Source organism: Mesorhizobium sp. YL-MeA3-2017 (assembly GCF_030814575.1).
GTDB classification, from domain to species: domain Bacteria; phylum Pseudomonadota; class Alphaproteobacteria; order Rhizobiales; family Rhizobiaceae; genus Mesorhizobium; species Mesorhizobium terrae.
The window spans coordinates 1081998-1098793 of sequence record NZ_JAUSVH010000001.1; the positions used below are offsets into that span (position 1 = coordinate 1081998).

Here is a 16796-nt window from a genome sequence, read left to right on the forward strand (position 1 = left end):
CTAGAGCAGCTGCCCCTGGAATTCCTGCACCTCGTGCCCGGCGCGGAACTTGCCGATGCGCTTGATTTCCCAGTGCAGGCGGATGCCGGAATGTTCCAGCACGCGCTCGCGCACCGTCTCGCCGAGATTTTCGAGGTCATAGCCGGTCGCGGTGCCGGTGTTGATCATGAAGTTGCAGTGCATGGGCGACATCTGGGCGCCGCCCACCATCAGCCCGCGACAGCCGGCCTTGTCGATTTCCTTCCAGGCGGAAGTGCCTTCCGGGTTCTTGAAGGTCGAGCCGCCGGTCTTCTCGCGGATCGGCTGCACCGTCTCGCGATGGTGCTGCACGGCTTCCATCGCCGCCTTGATGACGTCCTTGTCTTCCGCGAAGCCTTCGAACAGCGCCGAGGTGAAGATGAGATCGGCCGGCGCCGCCGAATGCCGGTAGGCATAACCCATGTCGGCGTTGGTCAGCACATGCAGCTCGCCCTTGCGGTCAAGCGCCCGCACTTCCACGACCCGCTCGCGCGTCTCGACGCCATTGGCGCCGGCATTCATGCGCAGCGCCCCGCCGATCGCGCCCGGAATGCCGTGGTAGAAATGGAAGCCGCCGATACCGGCCTCGAGCGCCGCCGCCGCCACCCGCTTGTCGGGCGTCGCGGCCCCTGCCCTGATCTGGGTCGACCCGACCACCTCAGCCTCGCCAAAACCCTTGGCGGAAAGCCGGATGACGAAGCCGGAAATGCCGCCGTCGCGCACCAGAAGGTTCGAGCCGACGCCGACGATGGTCAGCGGCACGTCCTCCGGCACCGCCTTCAGGAAAGCGGCAAGGTCTTCCTCGTCGGCCGGCTGGAACAGCGCGTCGGCCAGGCCGCCGGCGCGGAACCAGGTGATCTTGTCCATCTCGGCATTGGGCGTGATGCGGCCGCGCAGGCCGGCCAGCCTGTCGCCGAGCTTTTCCAGCAGCGCATCGCCGCGTGTCATGATCCTGCCCCGGCAAGTTCCTTCGGCAGCGCATAGGCCCATTGCGTGATGTTGCCGGCGCCGAGGAAGACGACGAAGTCGCCGGCTTTCGCCAGACCGCGCACGATCGGCGCGATATCGGCAGGCCCTTCGATGTAGCGCGCGTCGCGATGGCCGCCGGAGCGGATCCGCGAGACCAGCGCGTCGGAGGTCGCCCCTTCGATCGGATCCTCGCCGGCGGTGTAGACCGGCGCCACCATCACCGTGTCGGCATCGTTGAAGCAGGACGAGAATTCGTCGAACAGATCGTGCAGGCGGCTGAAGCGATGCGGCTGGGCAATGGCGATGACGCGGCCCTTGGTGGCGTCGCGCGCGGCCTTCAGCACCGCCTTGATCTCGACCGGATGGTGGCCGTAATCGTCGAACACCTCGACCCCGTTCCACGAACCGGTGTGGGTGAAGCGGCGCTTGACGCCGCCAAAGGCGGACAGGCCCTTCTTGATCGCCTCGGCGGAAATCCCGAGCTCATTGGCGACGGCGATCGCCGCTGTCGCGTTGGAGACGTTGTGGCGGCCGGGCATCGGCAGGCTGAGATCGGAAATCACCGTCTCGCCGCCGCGCTTGCGGTTGCGGATGACGACGTCGAAGCGCGAGGTGGCGCCCTCCATGCGATGGTTGGCGAAGCGCACGTCGGCCTGCGTATTCTCGCCATAGGTGATGACGCGGCGGTCCTCGATGCGGGCGACCAGCGCCTGCACTTCCGGATGGTCGGTGCACATGACGCCAAAACCGTAGAACGGCACGTTCTCGACGAACTGGCGGAAGGCTTCGCGCACTTTGTCGAACGAGCCGTAGTGGTCGAGATGCTCGGGATCGATGTTGGTGACGACGGCGACATCGGCCGGCAGCTTCAGGAAGGTGCCGTCGCTCTCGTCGGCCTCGACCACCATCCATTCGCCGTCGCCCATGCGCGCATTGGTGCCATAAGCGTTGATGATGCCGCCATTGATGACGGTCGGGTCGAGCCCGCCGGCTTCGAGCAGCGTCGCCACCATCGACGTCGTCGTGGTCTTGCCATGGGTGCCGCCGATGGCGACCGCGTTGCGGAAGCGCATCAGCTCGGCCAGCATTTCGGCGCGGCGCACGACGGGCAGGTTCTTCTCGCGCGCTGCCGCGAGTTCGGGGTTGGCCTTCTTGATGGCGGTCGAGACCACCACCACCTCGGCCTCGCCGAGATTTTCGGCGCGGTGCCCGACGAAGCACTCGATGCCCTTGTCGCGCAGGCGCTGCACATTGGCGCTTTCGGCCTGGTCGGAACCCTGCACCTTGTAGCCGAGATTGTGCAGAACCTCGGCAATGCCGCTCATGCCGATGCCGCCGATGCCGATGAAATGCACGAGCCCGATCGTCTGCGGCATCTTCATGCGCTTCTATCCTTCCTGAATTCTTCCACGGTTCTGCGCGAGGCAATAGCCTCTGTCAGGTCGGCGAGCAACCGCGCCGCGTGTGGGCGTCCGACCGACTTCGCCGCAGCCGCCATGCCGGCCAGCCGCTCCGGTTCCTCCATCGCCACACCAAGCAGCCCGGCGACCACCTCCGGCGTCAGCGTCGATTGCGGGTGCACCTCACCGCCGCCGGCCGCCGCCAGCGCGGCGGCATTCGCCGCCTGGTCATGGTCGAGCGCGTGCGGATAAGGCACCAGCAGCGCCGGCCGGCCGATCACGGCGATCTCCGAAACGGTCGAGGCGCCGGAGCGCGAAATCACCAGATGGGCGGCGGCGATGCGCTGCGCCATATCGGTGAAGAAGGGCGAGACCTGCGCTTCGATGCCGAGCCTCGCATAGGCGTCCTTGACCCTGCCGACATCGTCGGCGCGCGCCTGCTGGACGACGGAAAACCGCCGCCGCTGGTTTTCGGACAGCAGCGCGATTGCCGCGGGGATGGCATCTGAGAAGAACTGGGCGCCCTGGCTGCCGCCGAACACCAGAAGGCGGAAGGGATCCTCGCCGGCCGACGCGACATAGGGCGTCTTGGCGGCTTCGAGCACGGGCGGCCGCACCGGGTTGCCGGTGGTGACGGTCTTGGCGCCGGCGATGCTGGCGTCCTCGGGCAGGAAGCCACCGGCGATGGCGTCGACCCTGGCCGACAGCGCCCGGTTGGCGCGGCCCATCACAGCGTTCTGCTCATGGATGACGGTCGGCACCTTGCGCCGCGTCGCCGCGAACACCGGCGGCAGCGTCGGATAGCCGCCGAAACCGACAACCACTTCGGGCTTGATGCGGCCGATGACGCTGGAAGCCTGCCTGACGCCCTGCCAGATGCGCCACATCGCGCCAGCCAGCGCGAACGGGTTCTTCGAACCCATGGTGGCGGCGCGGATCGTGTGCACGGCCGTTGCCGGAAAATGCGCGGCAAAGCGCGAAGCGCGGTCGTCGGTGGCCAGATGCACCGCCCAGCCGCGTCCGATCAGCTCATGCGCCAGCGCCTCTGCGGGAAACAGGTGTCCGCCGGTGCCGCCGGCCGCGAGTAGAATAACCCCCTTTGCCATATGTGCGCCGATCTACTCCGCCGGCATGACGCGCGAGGCGTAGCCTTGCAGGCCGCCCAGCGACTTGCGTTTCTCGGGCTTCTTGCGGGTCAATGCCAGCACCATGCCCATGGAGATGGCGATCGCGATCTGCGAGGAGCCGCCATAGGAGATGAAGGGCAGCGTCATGCCCTTGGCCGGCATCAACTGCAGGTTCACCGCCATGTTGATGATCGACTGCAGGCCGAAAATGGTGACCAGGCCGCCGATGGAATAACGCGTGAAGTCGTCATGCTCCTTCAGCGCCGTGTTGAGGCCGCGCAGCACGATGAAGGCGAAGATGGTCATGATGAAGAAACACATGATCAGCCCGTATTCCTCGCCCGCCACCGAGAACACGAAGTCGGCGTGGCTGTCGGGAATGACGCGCTTGACCGTGCCCTCGCCCGGTCCGACGCCGAACCAGCCGCCATTGATCAGCGCCTCCTTGCCCATGTCGACCTGATAGGTGTCGCCCTCGCCGGTCAGGAAGCGGTCGATACGGCCGGCGACGTGCGGCAGGATCGTATAGGCCGCGAACACGCCGGTGGCGCCCATTGCGCCCAACACGACGATCCACAGCCACGACAGGCCGGCCATGAAGAACATGATGCCCCAGGTGCCGGTCACCAGCATAGTCTGGCCGAAGTCAGGTTGCGCCACCAGAAGCGCCACGACGAGGCCGAGCAGGATCATGGCCAGCACATTGCCTGGAATGTCGGGCTGGCGCTTGTGTTCGGCGAACAGCCAGGCGCACAGCACGACGAAGGCCGGCTTGAGGAATTCGGAAGGCTGTACCGACAGGCCGGCGAAGGAAATCCAGCGGCGCGCGCCCTTTACCTCCACGCCGACGAACAGCACCGCCACCATCAGCACCAGCATGATGCACAGCATGATGACGGCCATGCGCCGTATCTGCCGTGGTTCGAGGAAGGACACGGCCAGCATCACGCACAGCGCCGGCACGGTGAAGATGATCTGGCGCGTGGCGAAATGGAACGGGTCGAGGCCGATGCGCTGCGCCACCGCCGGGCTGGCGGCGAAGGACAGCACGATGCCCAGTCCCATCAGCGACAGGAACGCCGCCAGGAACCATCGGTCGATGGTCCACCACCAGGTTGCAACGGGGCTTTTGTCGAGACGGCTGGCGGCCATTATCGTGTCCCTCCGATGGGTTTCACGCCATCAATAGCAGCGACGGCTTGCCTGAAGGCTTCGCCGCGCACCTCGAAATTCTTGAACTGGTCGAAGGAGGCGCAGGCCGGCGACAGAAGCACCACCGCCTCGCCGCTCTCGTCCCGGGCGGCTTCCGCCGCCGCGCGTTCCACCGCGGTCGCCAGCGTGCCGGCGATCTCGTAGGGCACCGCCTCGCCGAGCGTCGCCGAGAAGGCCGGGGCGGCCTCGCCGATCAGATAGGCCTTGGCGATGCGCGGGAAGAAACCGCGCAGCGGTTCGATGCCGCCTTCCTTGGGCAGGCCGCCCGCGATCCAGTAGATACGCGGGAAAGACGACAGCGCCGGTGCGGCGGCATCCGCATTGGTTGCCTTGGAATCGTTGATGAACAGCACGTGATCCTTGCGGGCGACCTGCTCCATGCGGTGCGCGAGGCCCGGGAAGCTCTCCAGCCCGGCCTGGATCTCGCCGAGTTCCAGCCCGACTTTCAGGCAGGCGGTGACCGCCGCCAGCGCGTTCTGCGCGTTGTGCTGACCACGCAGCGAGCCGATGCCCTCCAGAAAGCCGACGCGGCTGTAGCGCCCGTGCACGGCTTCCATCAGATTGGTGCCGTCGGCAAAATAGCCGTCGGTGAGCGGCAGCCGCTTGGAGATGCGGATGACTTCCTTGCCGGCGCGCTCGAGCCGGTCGGCGATCTGCGCGCACCAGGCGTCGTCGACGCCGATGATCGCGGTTTCGGAACCCGCCACCAATTGTTCCTTGATCGACGCGTAGTGCTGCATCGTGCCGTGCCGGTCGAGGTGATCCGGCGTCAGGTTGAGCAGGATGCCGGCGGTCGGGTTGATCGAGGGTGCGAGATCGATCTGGTAGGACGAACACTCCACCACATAGTGGCGGCCCGCCGCAGGCGGATCGAGCGTCATCACGGCGCGGCCGATATTGCCGCCCATCTGGGTGTCGCGTCCGGCCGATTTCAGGATATGCGAAGTCAGCGCCGTGGTCGTCGACTTGCCGTTGGTGCCGGTGATGGCGATGAAGGGTGCATCCGCCTGCAGCCTGTTGCGCTCGCGCGCGAACAGTTCGACGTCGCCGATCACCTCGACGCTTGCCGCGCGCGCCAACTCCACCACCCAATGCGGCTTGGGGTGGGTCAGCGGCACGCCGGGCGACAACACCAGCGAGGAAATGCCCGCCCAGTCGGCGCCGCGCAGATCGCCCGTGGTAACGCCCTGCTCCTGTGCCCTCGCCACGCTCTCGGGATTGTCGTCCCAGGCCAGCACTTCGGCGCCGCCCTCGATCAGGGCACGCGCGGTCGCGATGCCGGACCCACCGAGCCCGAACAGTGAAACGCGTCTGCCTGCGAAGGATGTAGCCGGGATCATGCAGGGCCTATCGCAGCTTGAGGGTGGAGAGGCCGATCAGCGCCAGGATGACGGCGATGATCCAGAAGCGGATGACGACCTGGCTCTCGGTCCAGCCGAGCTTTTCGAAATGGTGATGGATCGGCGCCATCAGGAACACACGCTTGCCGGTCATCTTGAAGTAGCCGACCTGGATGATCACCGAGAGGATTTCCAGGACGAACAGGCCGCCGATGATGGCCATGACGATCTCGTGCTTGACCGCGACCGCCACCGTGCCGATCAATCCGCCAAGCGCCAGCGAACCGGTATCGCCCATGAAGATCGCCGCGGGCGGCGCGTTGAACCACAGGAAGCCGAGGCCGGCGCCGATCACCGCGCCCAGGATCACCGCCAGTTCGCCGGTGCCCGGCACGAAATGGATCTGCAGATACTCCGCGAACACCGCGTTGCCCGACAGATAGGCGATGACGCCGAAGGAGGCGGCCGCGATCATGATCGGCACGATGGCGAGGCCGTCCAGACCGTCGGTCAGGTTCACGGCGTTGCCCGCGCCCACCACCACGAAGGCGGCGAAGGGGATGAAGAAGAAACCGAGATTGATGATCAGTTCCTTGAAGAACGGAAAGGTCAGCGAGGAGGAGAACGGCGGCTGGCCGCTGCGCATGATGATCCAGGCGGCGATGCCGGCGATGATGAATTCGAGCGCCAGGCGCGCCTTGCCGGAAAAGCCGAGATGCGACTGCTTGGTGACCTTGAGGTAGTCGTCATAGAAGCCGATGGCGCCGAAGCCGAGCGTGACGAACAACACTACCCAGACATAGATGCTGGTCAGGTTCGCCCACAGAAGCGACGAGCCGATGATGCCGGTCAGGATCATCAGCCCGCCCATGGTCGGCGTGCCGGCCTTCTTGAAATGCGTCTGCGGCCCGTCGGCGCGGATCGGCTGCCCCTTGCCCTGGCGCACACGCAGCGAATTGATGATCGTCGGCCCGAAGATGAAGACGATGAGGGCGGCCGTGATCAGCGCGCCGCCGGTGCGGAAGGTGATGTAGCGAAAGACATTGAAGACCGTGACGTGGTCGGCAAAGTCGACGAGAAGCCAGAACATGCGTTTTCGTCCCCCGGGGCCTTCAAATCTGCGTTGCGGCGGTCTCCGCCGGAAATGTCTTGACCAGAGTGTCGACCAGCTTGGCGAAGCCGATACCCTTCGATGACTTGACCATCACCACGTCGCCCGGCTGCAAGGCCTTGATGAGCGCAGGCTTCAGCGCGTCGGTGGTTGGCATGTAAGTGACGTTCGCCTCGGCCGGCAGCGCTTCCGCCAGGGCCTGCATATCAGGTCCGGCGAGCAGCACCATGTCGGCGCCCGCCTCCGTTACAGGCTCGGCCAATGCGGCATGCAGCTTCTGCGACTGCGAGCCCAGTTCCAGCATGTCGCCGAGCACGGCGACGCGGCGTCCGCCTTCGGCCACCGGCGTGTCGCGCAGCAGCGTCAACGCCGCGCGCATCGAGGTCGGGTTGGCGTTGTAGCTTTCGTCGATCAGCGTCGCCGTGCCGCCGGGCAGGCCGAGCACATGGCGCAGGCCACGGCCCGGTGCCGCCGACAGGTCGGCCAGGGCCTCGGCGATACGCGTAACCTCGGCGCCGACGAGATGGGCCGCACCCAGCACCGCCAGCGCATTCTGCGCGATATGCCGTCCTGGCGCACCGACGCGCGCCACCAATTCCTTGCCGGCGATCTTGACGGTGATGACCGAATGGTCGGCCGCAAGCACGCAGTCGACCAGGCGATAGGTGGAGCGCTGCGCCTCGCCGAAGCCGAAGACATGGGCGACACCGGCCTGGCGCGCCATCTTAGCCAGCAGCGTCGAGCGCGGGTCGTCGCGGTTGAGCAGCGCCGCGCCTTCCGGCTCCAGCCCTTCGAAGATTTCGGCCTTGGCCTTGGCGATCTCGTCCAGATTGCGGAAGAAGCCGAGATGGGCGGCCGCGATCAAAGTGACGATGGCGACATGCGGGCGCACCATCTTCACCAGCGGCCGGATCTCGTCGGGATGGTTCATGCCGATTTCGAAGACGCCGTAGTCGGTGTCCTGCGGCATGCGCGCCAAGGTCAGCGGCACGCCCCAATGGTTGTTGAAGGAGGCGGCCGAGGCATGCACCTTGCCGACCACGGACAGGACGTGACGAAGCGCTTCCTTGGTGGTGGTCTTGCCGACAGAGCCGGTCACCGCGATGATCCTGGCGCGGGAACGCGCGCGCGACGCCACGCCGAGCTTTTCAAGCGATGCCAGCACGTCGGGCACCACGATCATCGGCGCGGTCAGCCGGCCAAGCGCCGGTAATTTGCCTTCGGCGACGATGAGAACGCCGGCGCCGGCCTTGATGGCGGCGGTGGCGAAGTCGTGCCCGTCCATCGCGTCGCCCTTGATGGCGAAGAAGGCCTCGCCCGGCTGCAATGTGCGGCTGTCGATGGAAATGCCGCTGACGCCTTCCGGCATGGCGCCGATCGGGCGGCCGTCAAGGGCGGCAACAAGGGCGTCGGCGGTCCACAGATGGCTCATGCGGCACGCTCCCTGAGTGCGGCGCGCACCTCCTCGTGATCGGAGAACGGCAGCGTTTCGGCGCCGACGGTCTGCCCTTCCTCATGGCCCTTGCCGGCCACGATCAGCGTGTCGCCGGCATCGAGCATCGCCACCGCTTCGTGGATCGCCTTGCGGCGGTCGCCGATCTCGATGGCGCCGGGCGCCGCCGCCATGATGGCGGCGCGGATTTCTTGCGGCACTTCCGAGCGCGGGTTGTCGTCTGTGACGATGACGACGTCGGCCAGTCGCGTGGCGATCTCGCCCATGATCGGGCGTTTGCCGCGGTCGCGGTCGCCGCCGCAGCCGAACACCACCAGGACGCGACCGGTGGTGAAGGGCCGCACCGAGGACAGCACATTCTCCAGCGCGTCCGGCTTGTGGGCGTAATCGACATAGACCGGCGCGCCGACCGAGGTCGTACCGACCAGGTCGAGCCGACCGGGCGCGCCCTTCAGCTTTTCGAGAGCAGCCAGGGCCTTGGCCGCCGGCGTGCCGGTGGCCATCGCCAGCCCGGCCGAAACCAGCGCATTATAGATCTGGAAGTCGCCGGCCAGCGGCAGGTCGATCTCGTAGATGACGCCGTCGGCCTCGATTTCGGCCCGCTGCCGATGGCGCTCGTGCTCGACGCGCTTGAGTTGCAGGAAATCACCATGGCGGCCGACGGTGAGCACGGAAAGCCCGGCCGCTTTTGCGGCGGCAACGGTCGGGGCCGACCACGGGTCGTCGGCGAAGATCACCGCCGGCGCGCCCTTGGGCAGCAGCGCATCGAACAGGCGCAGCTTGGCGCGGTGATAGTCCTCGACCGTCGGGTGGTAATCCATATGGTCGCGACCGAGATTGGTGAACGCGCCTGCAGCGAGCTTCACGCCGTCCAGCCGGCGCTGGTCGAGGCCATGGCTGGAGGCTTCCATCGCGGCATGGGTGACGCCGGCGTCGGCCAGTTCCTTGAGCAGGCGGTGCAACGCGACCGGGTCCGGCGTGGTCAGCGAACCGTATTCGTCGCGGCCTGGCGCTACGACCCCGGTAGTGCCGATGGAGGCGGCGGCAAACCCCGCATGGTCCCAGATCTGGCGGGTGAAGGCGGCGACCGAGGTCTTGCCGCTGGTGCCGGTGACGGCGACCATGGTTTCAGGCTGGCCGCCGAAGAAACGGGCTGCCGCGAGCGCCAGCGCGTGGCGCGGATCATCCACGGAGATCACCGGCACGCCGAGGCCGGAAAGGCCGGCACCGCGCGCGGCAACGATGGCCGATGCACCGCGCTTGGCAGCGTCCGCGGCAAAGGTCGCGCCATCGGCCTTCGAGCCAGCCAGCGCAAAGAACAGATTGCCGGTACGGACCTGCCGCGAATCCGAAGCGACGCCGGTCACCGCTGTGTCGGAGGAAGCCTCGACAGGCAGGACACCGGCTAGATCTCTAAGTTTCATCGAACCCCAGTCATTGCAACAAAACGGCGCGCATCCCGGCGCGCCTCTTAAGAATCACTCAGTAGGACACCATCGTTGCCGCATTTTCTTGGCCGAAATCGGGCTTGACGCCAAGCATCGGCGCCGAGCGGCGGATGATGTTGGCCACCATCGGCGCGGCGTTGGAGCCGGCGGTGGCGCCCATGCCGGGCTTTTCCGGCTTCGGCTCGTCGATGATGGTCAACACGATATATTGTGGATCGTCCATCGGGAACGCCGCCACGAAGGCGTTGAAGCGGACATCCTTCGAATAACGGCCGTTGATGACCTTTTCCGCAGTGCCGGTCTTGCCGCCGACGCGATAGCCGGCGACTCGGGCGTTCTTGCCGGAGCCTTTTTCGGCGTTCAGCGTGTAGAGATAGCGCATGCCCTCCACGGTCTTCTCGCTGACCACCTTCTTGGCGACGTCCATCGCCTGATCGGCGGTGCGGGTCAGGAAGGTCGGCTGGATCAGGAAGCCGCCATTCATCAGCGCCGCGCAACCGACCGCCGTTTGCAGCGGCGTGGTCGAGATGCCGTGGCCGAAGGCGGCGGTGATCGAATGCACCTTCTTCCAGACTTTCGGCTCAGTGGGCTTGGCCACTTCCGGCAGTTCGGTCTTCATCTTTTCCAGCACGCCGAGGCGGTGCAGGAACTCGCGGTGGCCTTCGATGCCGACGACGTCGGCTTCCTTGGCCGAGCCGATGTTGGAGGAATAGATGAACACTTCCGGCACCGACAGAACGCGGCCCTTGCCGTGGAAGTCGCGGATGGTCTGGCGGCCGATGGTGATCGGACGCGAGGCATCGAACTTGGAGTCCATCGTCACCTTGCCGGAATCCAGCGCCATGGCGGTGGTGAAGCTCTTGAAGGTCGAGCCCATCTCGTAAAGACCGGCCGACATGCGGTTCAGCCGGTCCTTCTCCTGGGCGTTATAAGGATTGTTGGGATCGAAATCCGGCACCGAGGCCATCGCCATCACTTCGCCGGTCTTGATGTTGAGCACGACACCGCCGGCGGCGATCGCATGATACTTCTCCATCGCGGTCGCGACCTCGTCGCGCACGATGTGCTGGACGCGCAGGTCGATCGACAGCTTGACCGGCTTCAGATCGCGGGCAACGGCGAGGCCCGACTGCTGCAGGTCGGCCAGCCCCTGATCGTCGATATACTTCTCCATGCCGGAGATGCCCTGGTTGTCGATGTTGGTCAGTCCGACAACATAGGAGGTCGTCTCGCCGGCAGGATAGAAGCGCCGCTTCTCGGTGCGGAAGCCGATGCCGGGAATGCCGAGCTGCATGATTTCCGACTGCTGCTTCGGCGTCAGCTGGCGCTGTAGCCAGACGAAACCGGCACCGCTCTTCAACTTCTTGTAGGTCTGCTCGTAATCGATTTCCGGCAGCACGGTCGCCAGCTTCTCGATCGCCTCGTCGGCATCGACCATGTGGCGCGGCTCGGCGAACAGCGACGACGTCCTGATGTCGGTGGCCAGAACCTCGCCATTGCGGTCGACGATGTCGGGCCGCGAAGCCGTCACCCGGCTGGGCGGCGGGCCGGAATCGCTCGGCCCCTGGAAGCCCAGCCACACCAGCCGACCGGTGATGGCGATGTAGATGCCGAAAAACACCGTCATCGTCATGACGACGCGGGTGCGCGTCTTGCCGCCGGTCGCCTTGCGGGCGCTGTCGAGGACGATCGAGCCGTTGTCGCTGCGCGGCGAACGTTTCAGGAGCTTGTTGAGAACGCCGATCATTCGTCAGCTCCAGCCTCGATCTGTTGCGCGATCTTGTCCAGTGAAGTCGGCTTGGCGGCGCTGGCCGCCTTGTCCTTCGCCACGGGTTTCGGCTTGGCGACGGCGGCAATCTTCTTGTCGGCCGGCTTCGCCTTGTCCGCGGCCTTGGCTGCCAGCTTTGGTTTCTCCGCCGCCTTGTCCTTGGCGATCGATGCGGTCTTTTCCTTGTCGATGCCGGCAGCGCCATTCTCGGCCATGATGTCTTCGATGGAGAGCGGCGGCCGCTGCGGCAGGTCATCCAGCCCGACCACCTGGCGCGCATCGACGGACTGGAGATTGAGCTGTGTCTTGTAGAGTTCGGTCAGCTTCTGCAGGCGGGCCGGCTGCGTCAGCAGGCTCCAGTCGGCCCTGAGCAGTTCGATCGTCTCTTCCTCGGTGCGTATCTGAGACTGCAGCTTGTAGACCGCGGTCTGCTGCACCTCGGCGTCGCGCTTGATCTTGTAGGTCATGGCCGCCGCCGAGACCATGACGGCGATCAGGATGATGTCACTGGTACGGAACACGCGCTCACCTCTCGCCCGGCTTGCTGACGCCGGGAAGTTTTGGAAGGCCGAAGATGGACAGGTCGCCCGCGCGGGCCGGCGCCTCGGTGCGGATCGCGGCGCGCAGCCTGGCCGAACGCGCGCGCGGATTGGCGGCAAGCTCGGCCTCGCCCGCCGTCACGCCGCCGCCCGCCTTGCGGAACGTGGCGGTGCGGATCTGCGTCTCCGGCATATGGCGCGAGCCGGCCGCCTGTTCGGAGCGGTCGGCGATGAAGCGCTTGACGATGCGGTCTTCCAGCGAATGAAAGGTGACGACGACGAGCCGCCCGCCGGGCCTGAGCACCCGCTCGGCGGCGATCAGTGCCATGGCCAGTTCGCCAAGCTCGTCATTGACGAAGATGCGCAGCGCCTGGAACACCCGCGTCGCCGGGTGGATCTTGTCGCCCGGCTTGCGGCCGATATGGGTTTCGATGGCGTCGGCGAGATCGAGCGTGCGCTCGAACGGCTTCTTCTCGCGCCGCGTCTCGATCATGCGGGCAATGCGGCCCGAATGGCGCTCCTCGCCGAGAAAGCCGAAGATGCGGGCAAGGTCGCCCGCCTTGAAGGTGTTGACCACGTCGGCGGCGCTCATCCCCGACTGCGCCATGCGCATGTCGAGCGGACCGTCGAAACGGAAGGAAAACCCGCGTTCGGCCTGGTCGAGCTGCATGGACGAAACGCCGATGTCAAGCACGACGCCGTCGACGCCCTCGGCATGCTGGTCGAGCGTCGAAAAAGGCGCATGGACGAGGCGGAGCCTGCCGTCGGCCTGCTGTTCAAGCGCCCTGCCCGCTGAAATCGCGTCCGGATCGCGGTCGATGGCAATCACCGATGCGCCGCTGTCTAGAACCGCCCTGGTGTAACCGCCCGCGCCGAAAGTGCCGTCGACGATCACCTCGCCGCGCTGCGGCGCCAGTGCCTCGACGACCTCGGCGAGGAGGACCGGAATGTGGCGGGCCGGTCCGCCAGCGGCGTGGAGATCATCGCCGTGGCCCGCCGTCATTCCGGCCGCTCCCCTGGCTTCGTCCCCTGCCGAAGATGCAAGAGCCTGGACCGCGCGGCCGCCCCATAGGCGGCCAGCCGTCCCGGCTCCCATATCTGGAAAAAACTGCCCCTCCCCACGAAGGCCACTTCGGTTGTTATTCCGGTATGCTCGCGAATGAAATCGGTCAACGTGACGCGCCCATCCTGATCCAGCTTCAGGAAGGTGCCGTCGCCATGGCAGAAGAAGGACATGTCGTCCGCCGTCTGCAGGAACGGATCCTCCTGCGCAATGCGTTGCTCGTAACGGTCGAGCAGATCGAGCCCGCCGACATCCATCGCCGCCTGGTCCAGGCAGCGCAGTGCATAGAGTTCCGAATAGCCGCGTTTCTGCAGGACCGTGCGGAAATGCGCAGGCACCGAGACGCGCCCCTTGGCGTCGATCCGGTTCACCGCGCTTGATAGAAAACGGTCCATGACGCGCTACAGCCGCTTGCGCCGCTGCACCTCTCAACATCCTCGCAGCCATGCCGCCGCGGCACGGCCCCTTCACCAGGCCCACCGCGCCGGACGGAGCGAAAAACGACACACGCACAGCCGACGCGGTTGGCCGTTCGGCGTACGCTTCACCCTGACACGAAACGAAGGCTTGATTAGCGAGATGGGATATCATGGGGTATCATGGGCGTCAACGGGAACAGGCTTCACAAACCCCTTAGAAGGTGACATTGCGGGCACTGCCGTATTTATCCTCCATTAAGCCTAACGAAGTGTTTAAGAGTGGCTCCGCCCTTGCCCCGGCAAGCAGCGAGGCATAGCGTTTGAAATGCTCGCCCGAGCGCCGCTTCGACGCTTTCCAACCCTCTCCAGAGACCTTTTCCCGAGATCCGCCATGTCCGAAACAGCTCCCTCCCGCGCCGCCGGGCTCCTTCATCTCAGGCGCGACGGTCTGTCCAAGGGCGATTCCATTCCCCTACCGCTGACGATGGCATCCACCTTCCATGCGCCCGGCGATTCGACCGGCTTCCATCAATATGGCCGGTTCTCGAACCCGACCTGGGATGGAACCGAAGAGATGCTGTCTTATCTGGAGAACGCGCCGGCCCTTGCCTTCCCGTCGGGCATGGCGGCGATTTCCGCGGCGTTCTTCGCGCTTCTGAAAACCGGCGACCGCATCCTCTTGCCGACCGACGGCTACCACACCACACGCATCCTGGCTGATCGCTTCCTGCGCGCCTTCGGGGTCCATTTCGACACCCGCCCGACAGCCTCCTTCCTCGACGGCGGTTTTGACGGCTACCGGCTGGTCTTCGTCGAAAGCCCTTCCAATCCGATGCTGGATATCTGCGACATCGCGGCCGCCGCCGAAGCGATCCACAAGGCCGGCGGCCTGCTTATCGTCGACAACACCACCATGACGCCCTTCGGCCAGCGCCCGCTCGACCTCGGCGCCGACATCGTCGTGGCGGCCGACACCAAGGCGCCGAACGGCCATTCCGACGTGCTGGCCGGCCATGTCGCCAGCCGCAACGCTGACGTCATGGCGGCCGTGAAGGAATGGCGCACCACTTCGGGCAGCATTCCGAGCCCCTTCGACGCCTGGCTGCTGCATCGCGGGCTGGAGACGCTCGATGTGCGTTTCGACCGCATGTGTACATCGGCAGAGCTGATCGCGCCGCGCATCAAGGCGCATCCGGCGGTCAAGGCGCTCCGCTTTCCCGGTCTCATCGGCGACCCGTCGCACAACCTTGCCAGCACGCAGATGGAGCGCTTCGGCTTCCTCATCAGCTTCGTGCTCGGGTCGGAAGACGAGGCCGAGAATTTCATCAATGGCTGCGAACTGATGGCCGCCGCCACCTCCTTCGGCGGGGTCCACACCTCGGCCGAGCGCCGCACCAAGCGCGGCGACGCCGTGCCGCCCGGTTTCGTCAGGCTGGCGATCGGCTGCGAGCCGGCGGAGGATTTGTGGGCTGCGATCAAGGCATCGCTGGACAGGATTGCGGCGGCTTAGGCGGCGCGGCTGAATCAAACTCCGAACGACCTGAATCGAAATCCGATCAAGTCGCCCGAAGCCACTGAAATCCTGAGAAAAATGCCAGCCGGCCTATAAGCCGGGTTCTGTATGGCCCCGCCCCTTGCGGAGCGGAACGTGGCGGCCATTCATCTTGGGCGCATGTTGCCATACGCCTCACGCAACCTACCCGGGCGGTGGGCCGGAAACAGCCCTGAGGGTTTCCCCTCGTACCGCCCCTATTCGGTTTTGCTCCCGGTGGGGTTTGCCCTGCCGCTCCCGTTGCCGGTCGCGCGGTGGGCTCTTACCCCACCCTTTCACCCTTGCCGCGGAGAACCGCGGCGGTTTGCTTTCTGTGGCACTTTCCCTGGGGTCGCCCCCGCCGGCCATTAACCGGCACCGTGTCTCCATGGAGCCCGGACTTTCCTCACCCGCAGCCTTTCGGCTCTTGCTGGTGCGGCCGCCCGGCCGGCTGGCAGGGCGTATAAAGGCATTCGCAAGCGAAAAGGCAAACGAAAACCGCAGCCGGCTCAAATGGGTCCCAAGGAGATCGTGCTTAGCTGGCGCCGCCGAGCTGCGCCTGCACCTTCCGGCAATAGGCCGCCGAGATCGGGTTCATGCGCTTGGCGGCATGGCCGGCATTGTATTTGAGAATGGTGCCGCAGGTGGTGCCGCCGCTGAGCTCCTGCGCCATCGCCAGATACTTCATGCCGTATTTGATGTTGGTCTCGGGGTTGTGCAGCCCGTTGGCCGAGCCGCTGTAGCCCATCATGCGCGCGGTGGCAGGCTTGATCTGCATCAGGCCGATCTCGCCGGCGCTGCCGACCATACCGGGCCGGTAGTTGCTTTCGACCTTGATGACGGCATGCGCCAGCCTGGCCGGCACGCCGTAGCTGGCGGCATAGCGGGCGACGATATCGGAATAACGCACGTCGGTTCCACCGGCGTAATAAGGCTTGGTGGTGCGCGGCGCGATCGAGGCTGTGGTCGTCATGTCGACCATCACTTTCCTCCTGGCCTTGCCGACCCTGTCGCCCTTGCTGACCCTGTCGCCCTTGGCGACCTTGACCGTCTTGCCGGCCTTGGTGTTCGACGCGGTCTTGTTGTCCTTCGCGCAGCCGAACAGATAGGGGCACGGCTCGGCAGCGGTCTTGGAGCGCGCCACGACCTGCTTGGCCTTGGCCGGCTTGGCTATCGTCTGATTGGCGGCTGGGGCGGTCTGGTCAGCCCTTGGACTGGCCGCGGCGCTATCCTGCGACGTGAAGGCAATAGAAATCATCCCGGCAGCAAAGGCTGCCGCTACAACGAACGGTTTTTGCATACGATCCTGTTTTTCTTGGCCGCGCGAAGAACTTCGCGCTACATCCTGTCATGAATGACGAACTAGCCTTGGCAATAGTCCGGCATTGGTGTGGACTT

13 protein-coding genes, 1 other RNA gene and 1 pseudogene are annotated in these 16796 nt (G+C 65.7%); 1 reads left to right on the forward strand and 14 read right to left on the reverse strand.

Translation table 11 applies throughout. The features are described 5' to 3' along the window. The 12 genes and pseudogenes from murB to mraZ all read right to left on the reverse strand — a co-directional run bounded on the left by murB (position 1) and on the right by mraZ (position 13843). Entirely contained in the window at positions 1 to 966 is a 966-nt protein-coding gene (gene murB / locus QFZ88_RS05110) for a UDP-N-acetylmuramate dehydrogenase (protein WP_024923437.1), read from the reverse strand. After that, positions 963 to 2369, reverse strand: coding sequence for a UDP-N-acetylmuramate--L-alanine ligase (murC, locus tag QFZ88_RS05115; RefSeq protein WP_024923438.1), 1407 nt, complete (start codon positions 2367 to 2369; stop codon positions 963 to 965). The genes murB and murC overlap by 4 nt, the downstream gene beginning before the upstream one ends. After that, complete coding sequence (gene murG / locus QFZ88_RS05120; protein WP_024923439.1) at positions 2366 to 3493, reverse strand: undecaprenyldiphospho-muramoylpentapeptide beta-N-acetylglucosaminyltransferase; 1128 nt, start codon at positions 3491 to 3493, stop codon at positions 2366 to 2368. Before murG ends, murC begins: the two co-directional genes overlap by 4 nt. Positions 3494 to 3505: 12 nt before the next feature. Continuing rightward, entirely contained in the window at positions 3506 to 4666 is a 1161-nt protein-coding gene (gene ftsW / locus QFZ88_RS05125; RefSeq protein ID WP_024923440.1) for a putative lipid II flippase FtsW, read from the reverse strand. Further along, positions 4666 to 6066, reverse strand: a complete 1401-nt coding sequence (gene murD / locus QFZ88_RS05130) for a UDP-N-acetylmuramoyl-L-alanine--D-glutamate ligase (protein ID WP_024923441.1) — start codon at positions 6064 to 6066, stop codon at positions 4666 to 4668. The genes ftsW and murD overlap by 1 nt, the downstream gene beginning before the upstream one ends. A 7-nt stretch (positions 6067 to 6073) precedes the next feature. Continuing rightward, complete coding sequence (gene mraY / locus QFZ88_RS05135; RefSeq protein WP_024923442.1) at positions 6074 to 7156, reverse strand: phospho-N-acetylmuramoyl-pentapeptide-transferase; 1083 nt, start codon at positions 7154 to 7156, stop codon at positions 6074 to 6076. A 22-nt stretch (positions 7157 to 7178) separates the two neighbouring features. Continuing rightward, complete coding sequence (locus tag QFZ88_RS05140) at positions 7179 to 8609, reverse strand: UDP-N-acetylmuramoylalanyl-D-glutamyl-2,6-diaminopimelate--D-alanyl-D-alanine ligase (RefSeq protein WP_024923443.1); 1431 nt, start codon at positions 8607 to 8609, stop codon at positions 7179 to 7181. Next, positions 8606 to 10054 carry a UDP-N-acetylmuramoyl-L-alanyl-D-glutamate--2,6-diaminopimelate ligase gene (locus QFZ88_RS05145; RefSeq protein WP_024923444.1) on the reverse strand — a complete coding sequence of 483 codons (1449 nt, stop codon included), beginning with the start codon at positions 10052 to 10054 and terminating at the stop codon, positions 8606 to 8608. The genes QFZ88_RS05140 and QFZ88_RS05145 overlap by 4 nt, the downstream gene beginning before the upstream one ends. Before the next feature lie 58 nt (positions 10055 to 10112). Continuing rightward, positions 10113 to 11825: a peptidoglycan D,D-transpeptidase FtsI family protein gene (locus QFZ88_RS05150; RefSeq protein ID WP_024923445.1), complete on the reverse strand. Its 1713-nt coding sequence runs from the start codon at positions 11823 to 11825 to the stop codon at positions 10113 to 10115. A 176-nt stretch (positions 11826 to 12001) separates the two neighbouring features. Beyond that, positions 12002 to 12367, reverse strand: a pseudogene (locus QFZ88_RS05155) (hypothetical protein); the annotation flags it as partial. Between the two features lie 4 nt (positions 12368 to 12371). After that, complete coding sequence (gene rsmH, locus QFZ88_RS05160) at positions 12372 to 13388, reverse strand: 16S rRNA (cytosine(1402)-N(4))-methyltransferase RsmH (protein ID WP_024923447.1); 1017 nt, start codon at positions 13386 to 13388, stop codon at positions 12372 to 12374. After that, a complete protein-coding gene (gene mraZ / locus QFZ88_RS05165) occupies positions 13385 to 13843 on the reverse strand; it encodes a division/cell wall cluster transcriptional repressor MraZ (protein ID WP_024923448.1) in 459 nt (152 codons plus the stop codon). Before mraZ ends, rsmH begins: the two co-directional genes overlap by 4 nt. 415 nt (positions 13844 to 14258) lie before the next feature. Here mraZ and QFZ88_RS05170 point away from each other — a divergent pair, with 415 nt between their 5' ends. Then, positions 14259 to 15377, forward strand: a complete 1119-nt coding sequence (locus QFZ88_RS05170; RefSeq protein WP_024923449.1) for a cystathionine gamma-lyase — start codon at positions 14259 to 14261, stop codon at positions 15375 to 15377. 80 nt (positions 15378 to 15457) lie between these two features. Here QFZ88_RS05170 and rnpB read toward each other — a convergent pair. Together rnpB and QFZ88_RS05180 are read right to left on the reverse strand one after the other, a co-directional pair. After that, positions 15458 to 15853: RNase P RNA component class A (rnpB, locus tag QFZ88_RS05175), an RNA gene on the reverse strand. A gap of 80 nt (positions 15854 to 15933) precedes the next feature. Beyond that, positions 15934 to 16698: a lytic transglycosylase domain-containing protein gene (locus QFZ88_RS05180; protein ID WP_024923450.1), complete on the reverse strand. Its 765-nt coding sequence runs from the start codon at positions 16696 to 16698 to the stop codon at positions 15934 to 15936. Positions 16699 to 16796 lie beyond the last annotated feature (98 nt).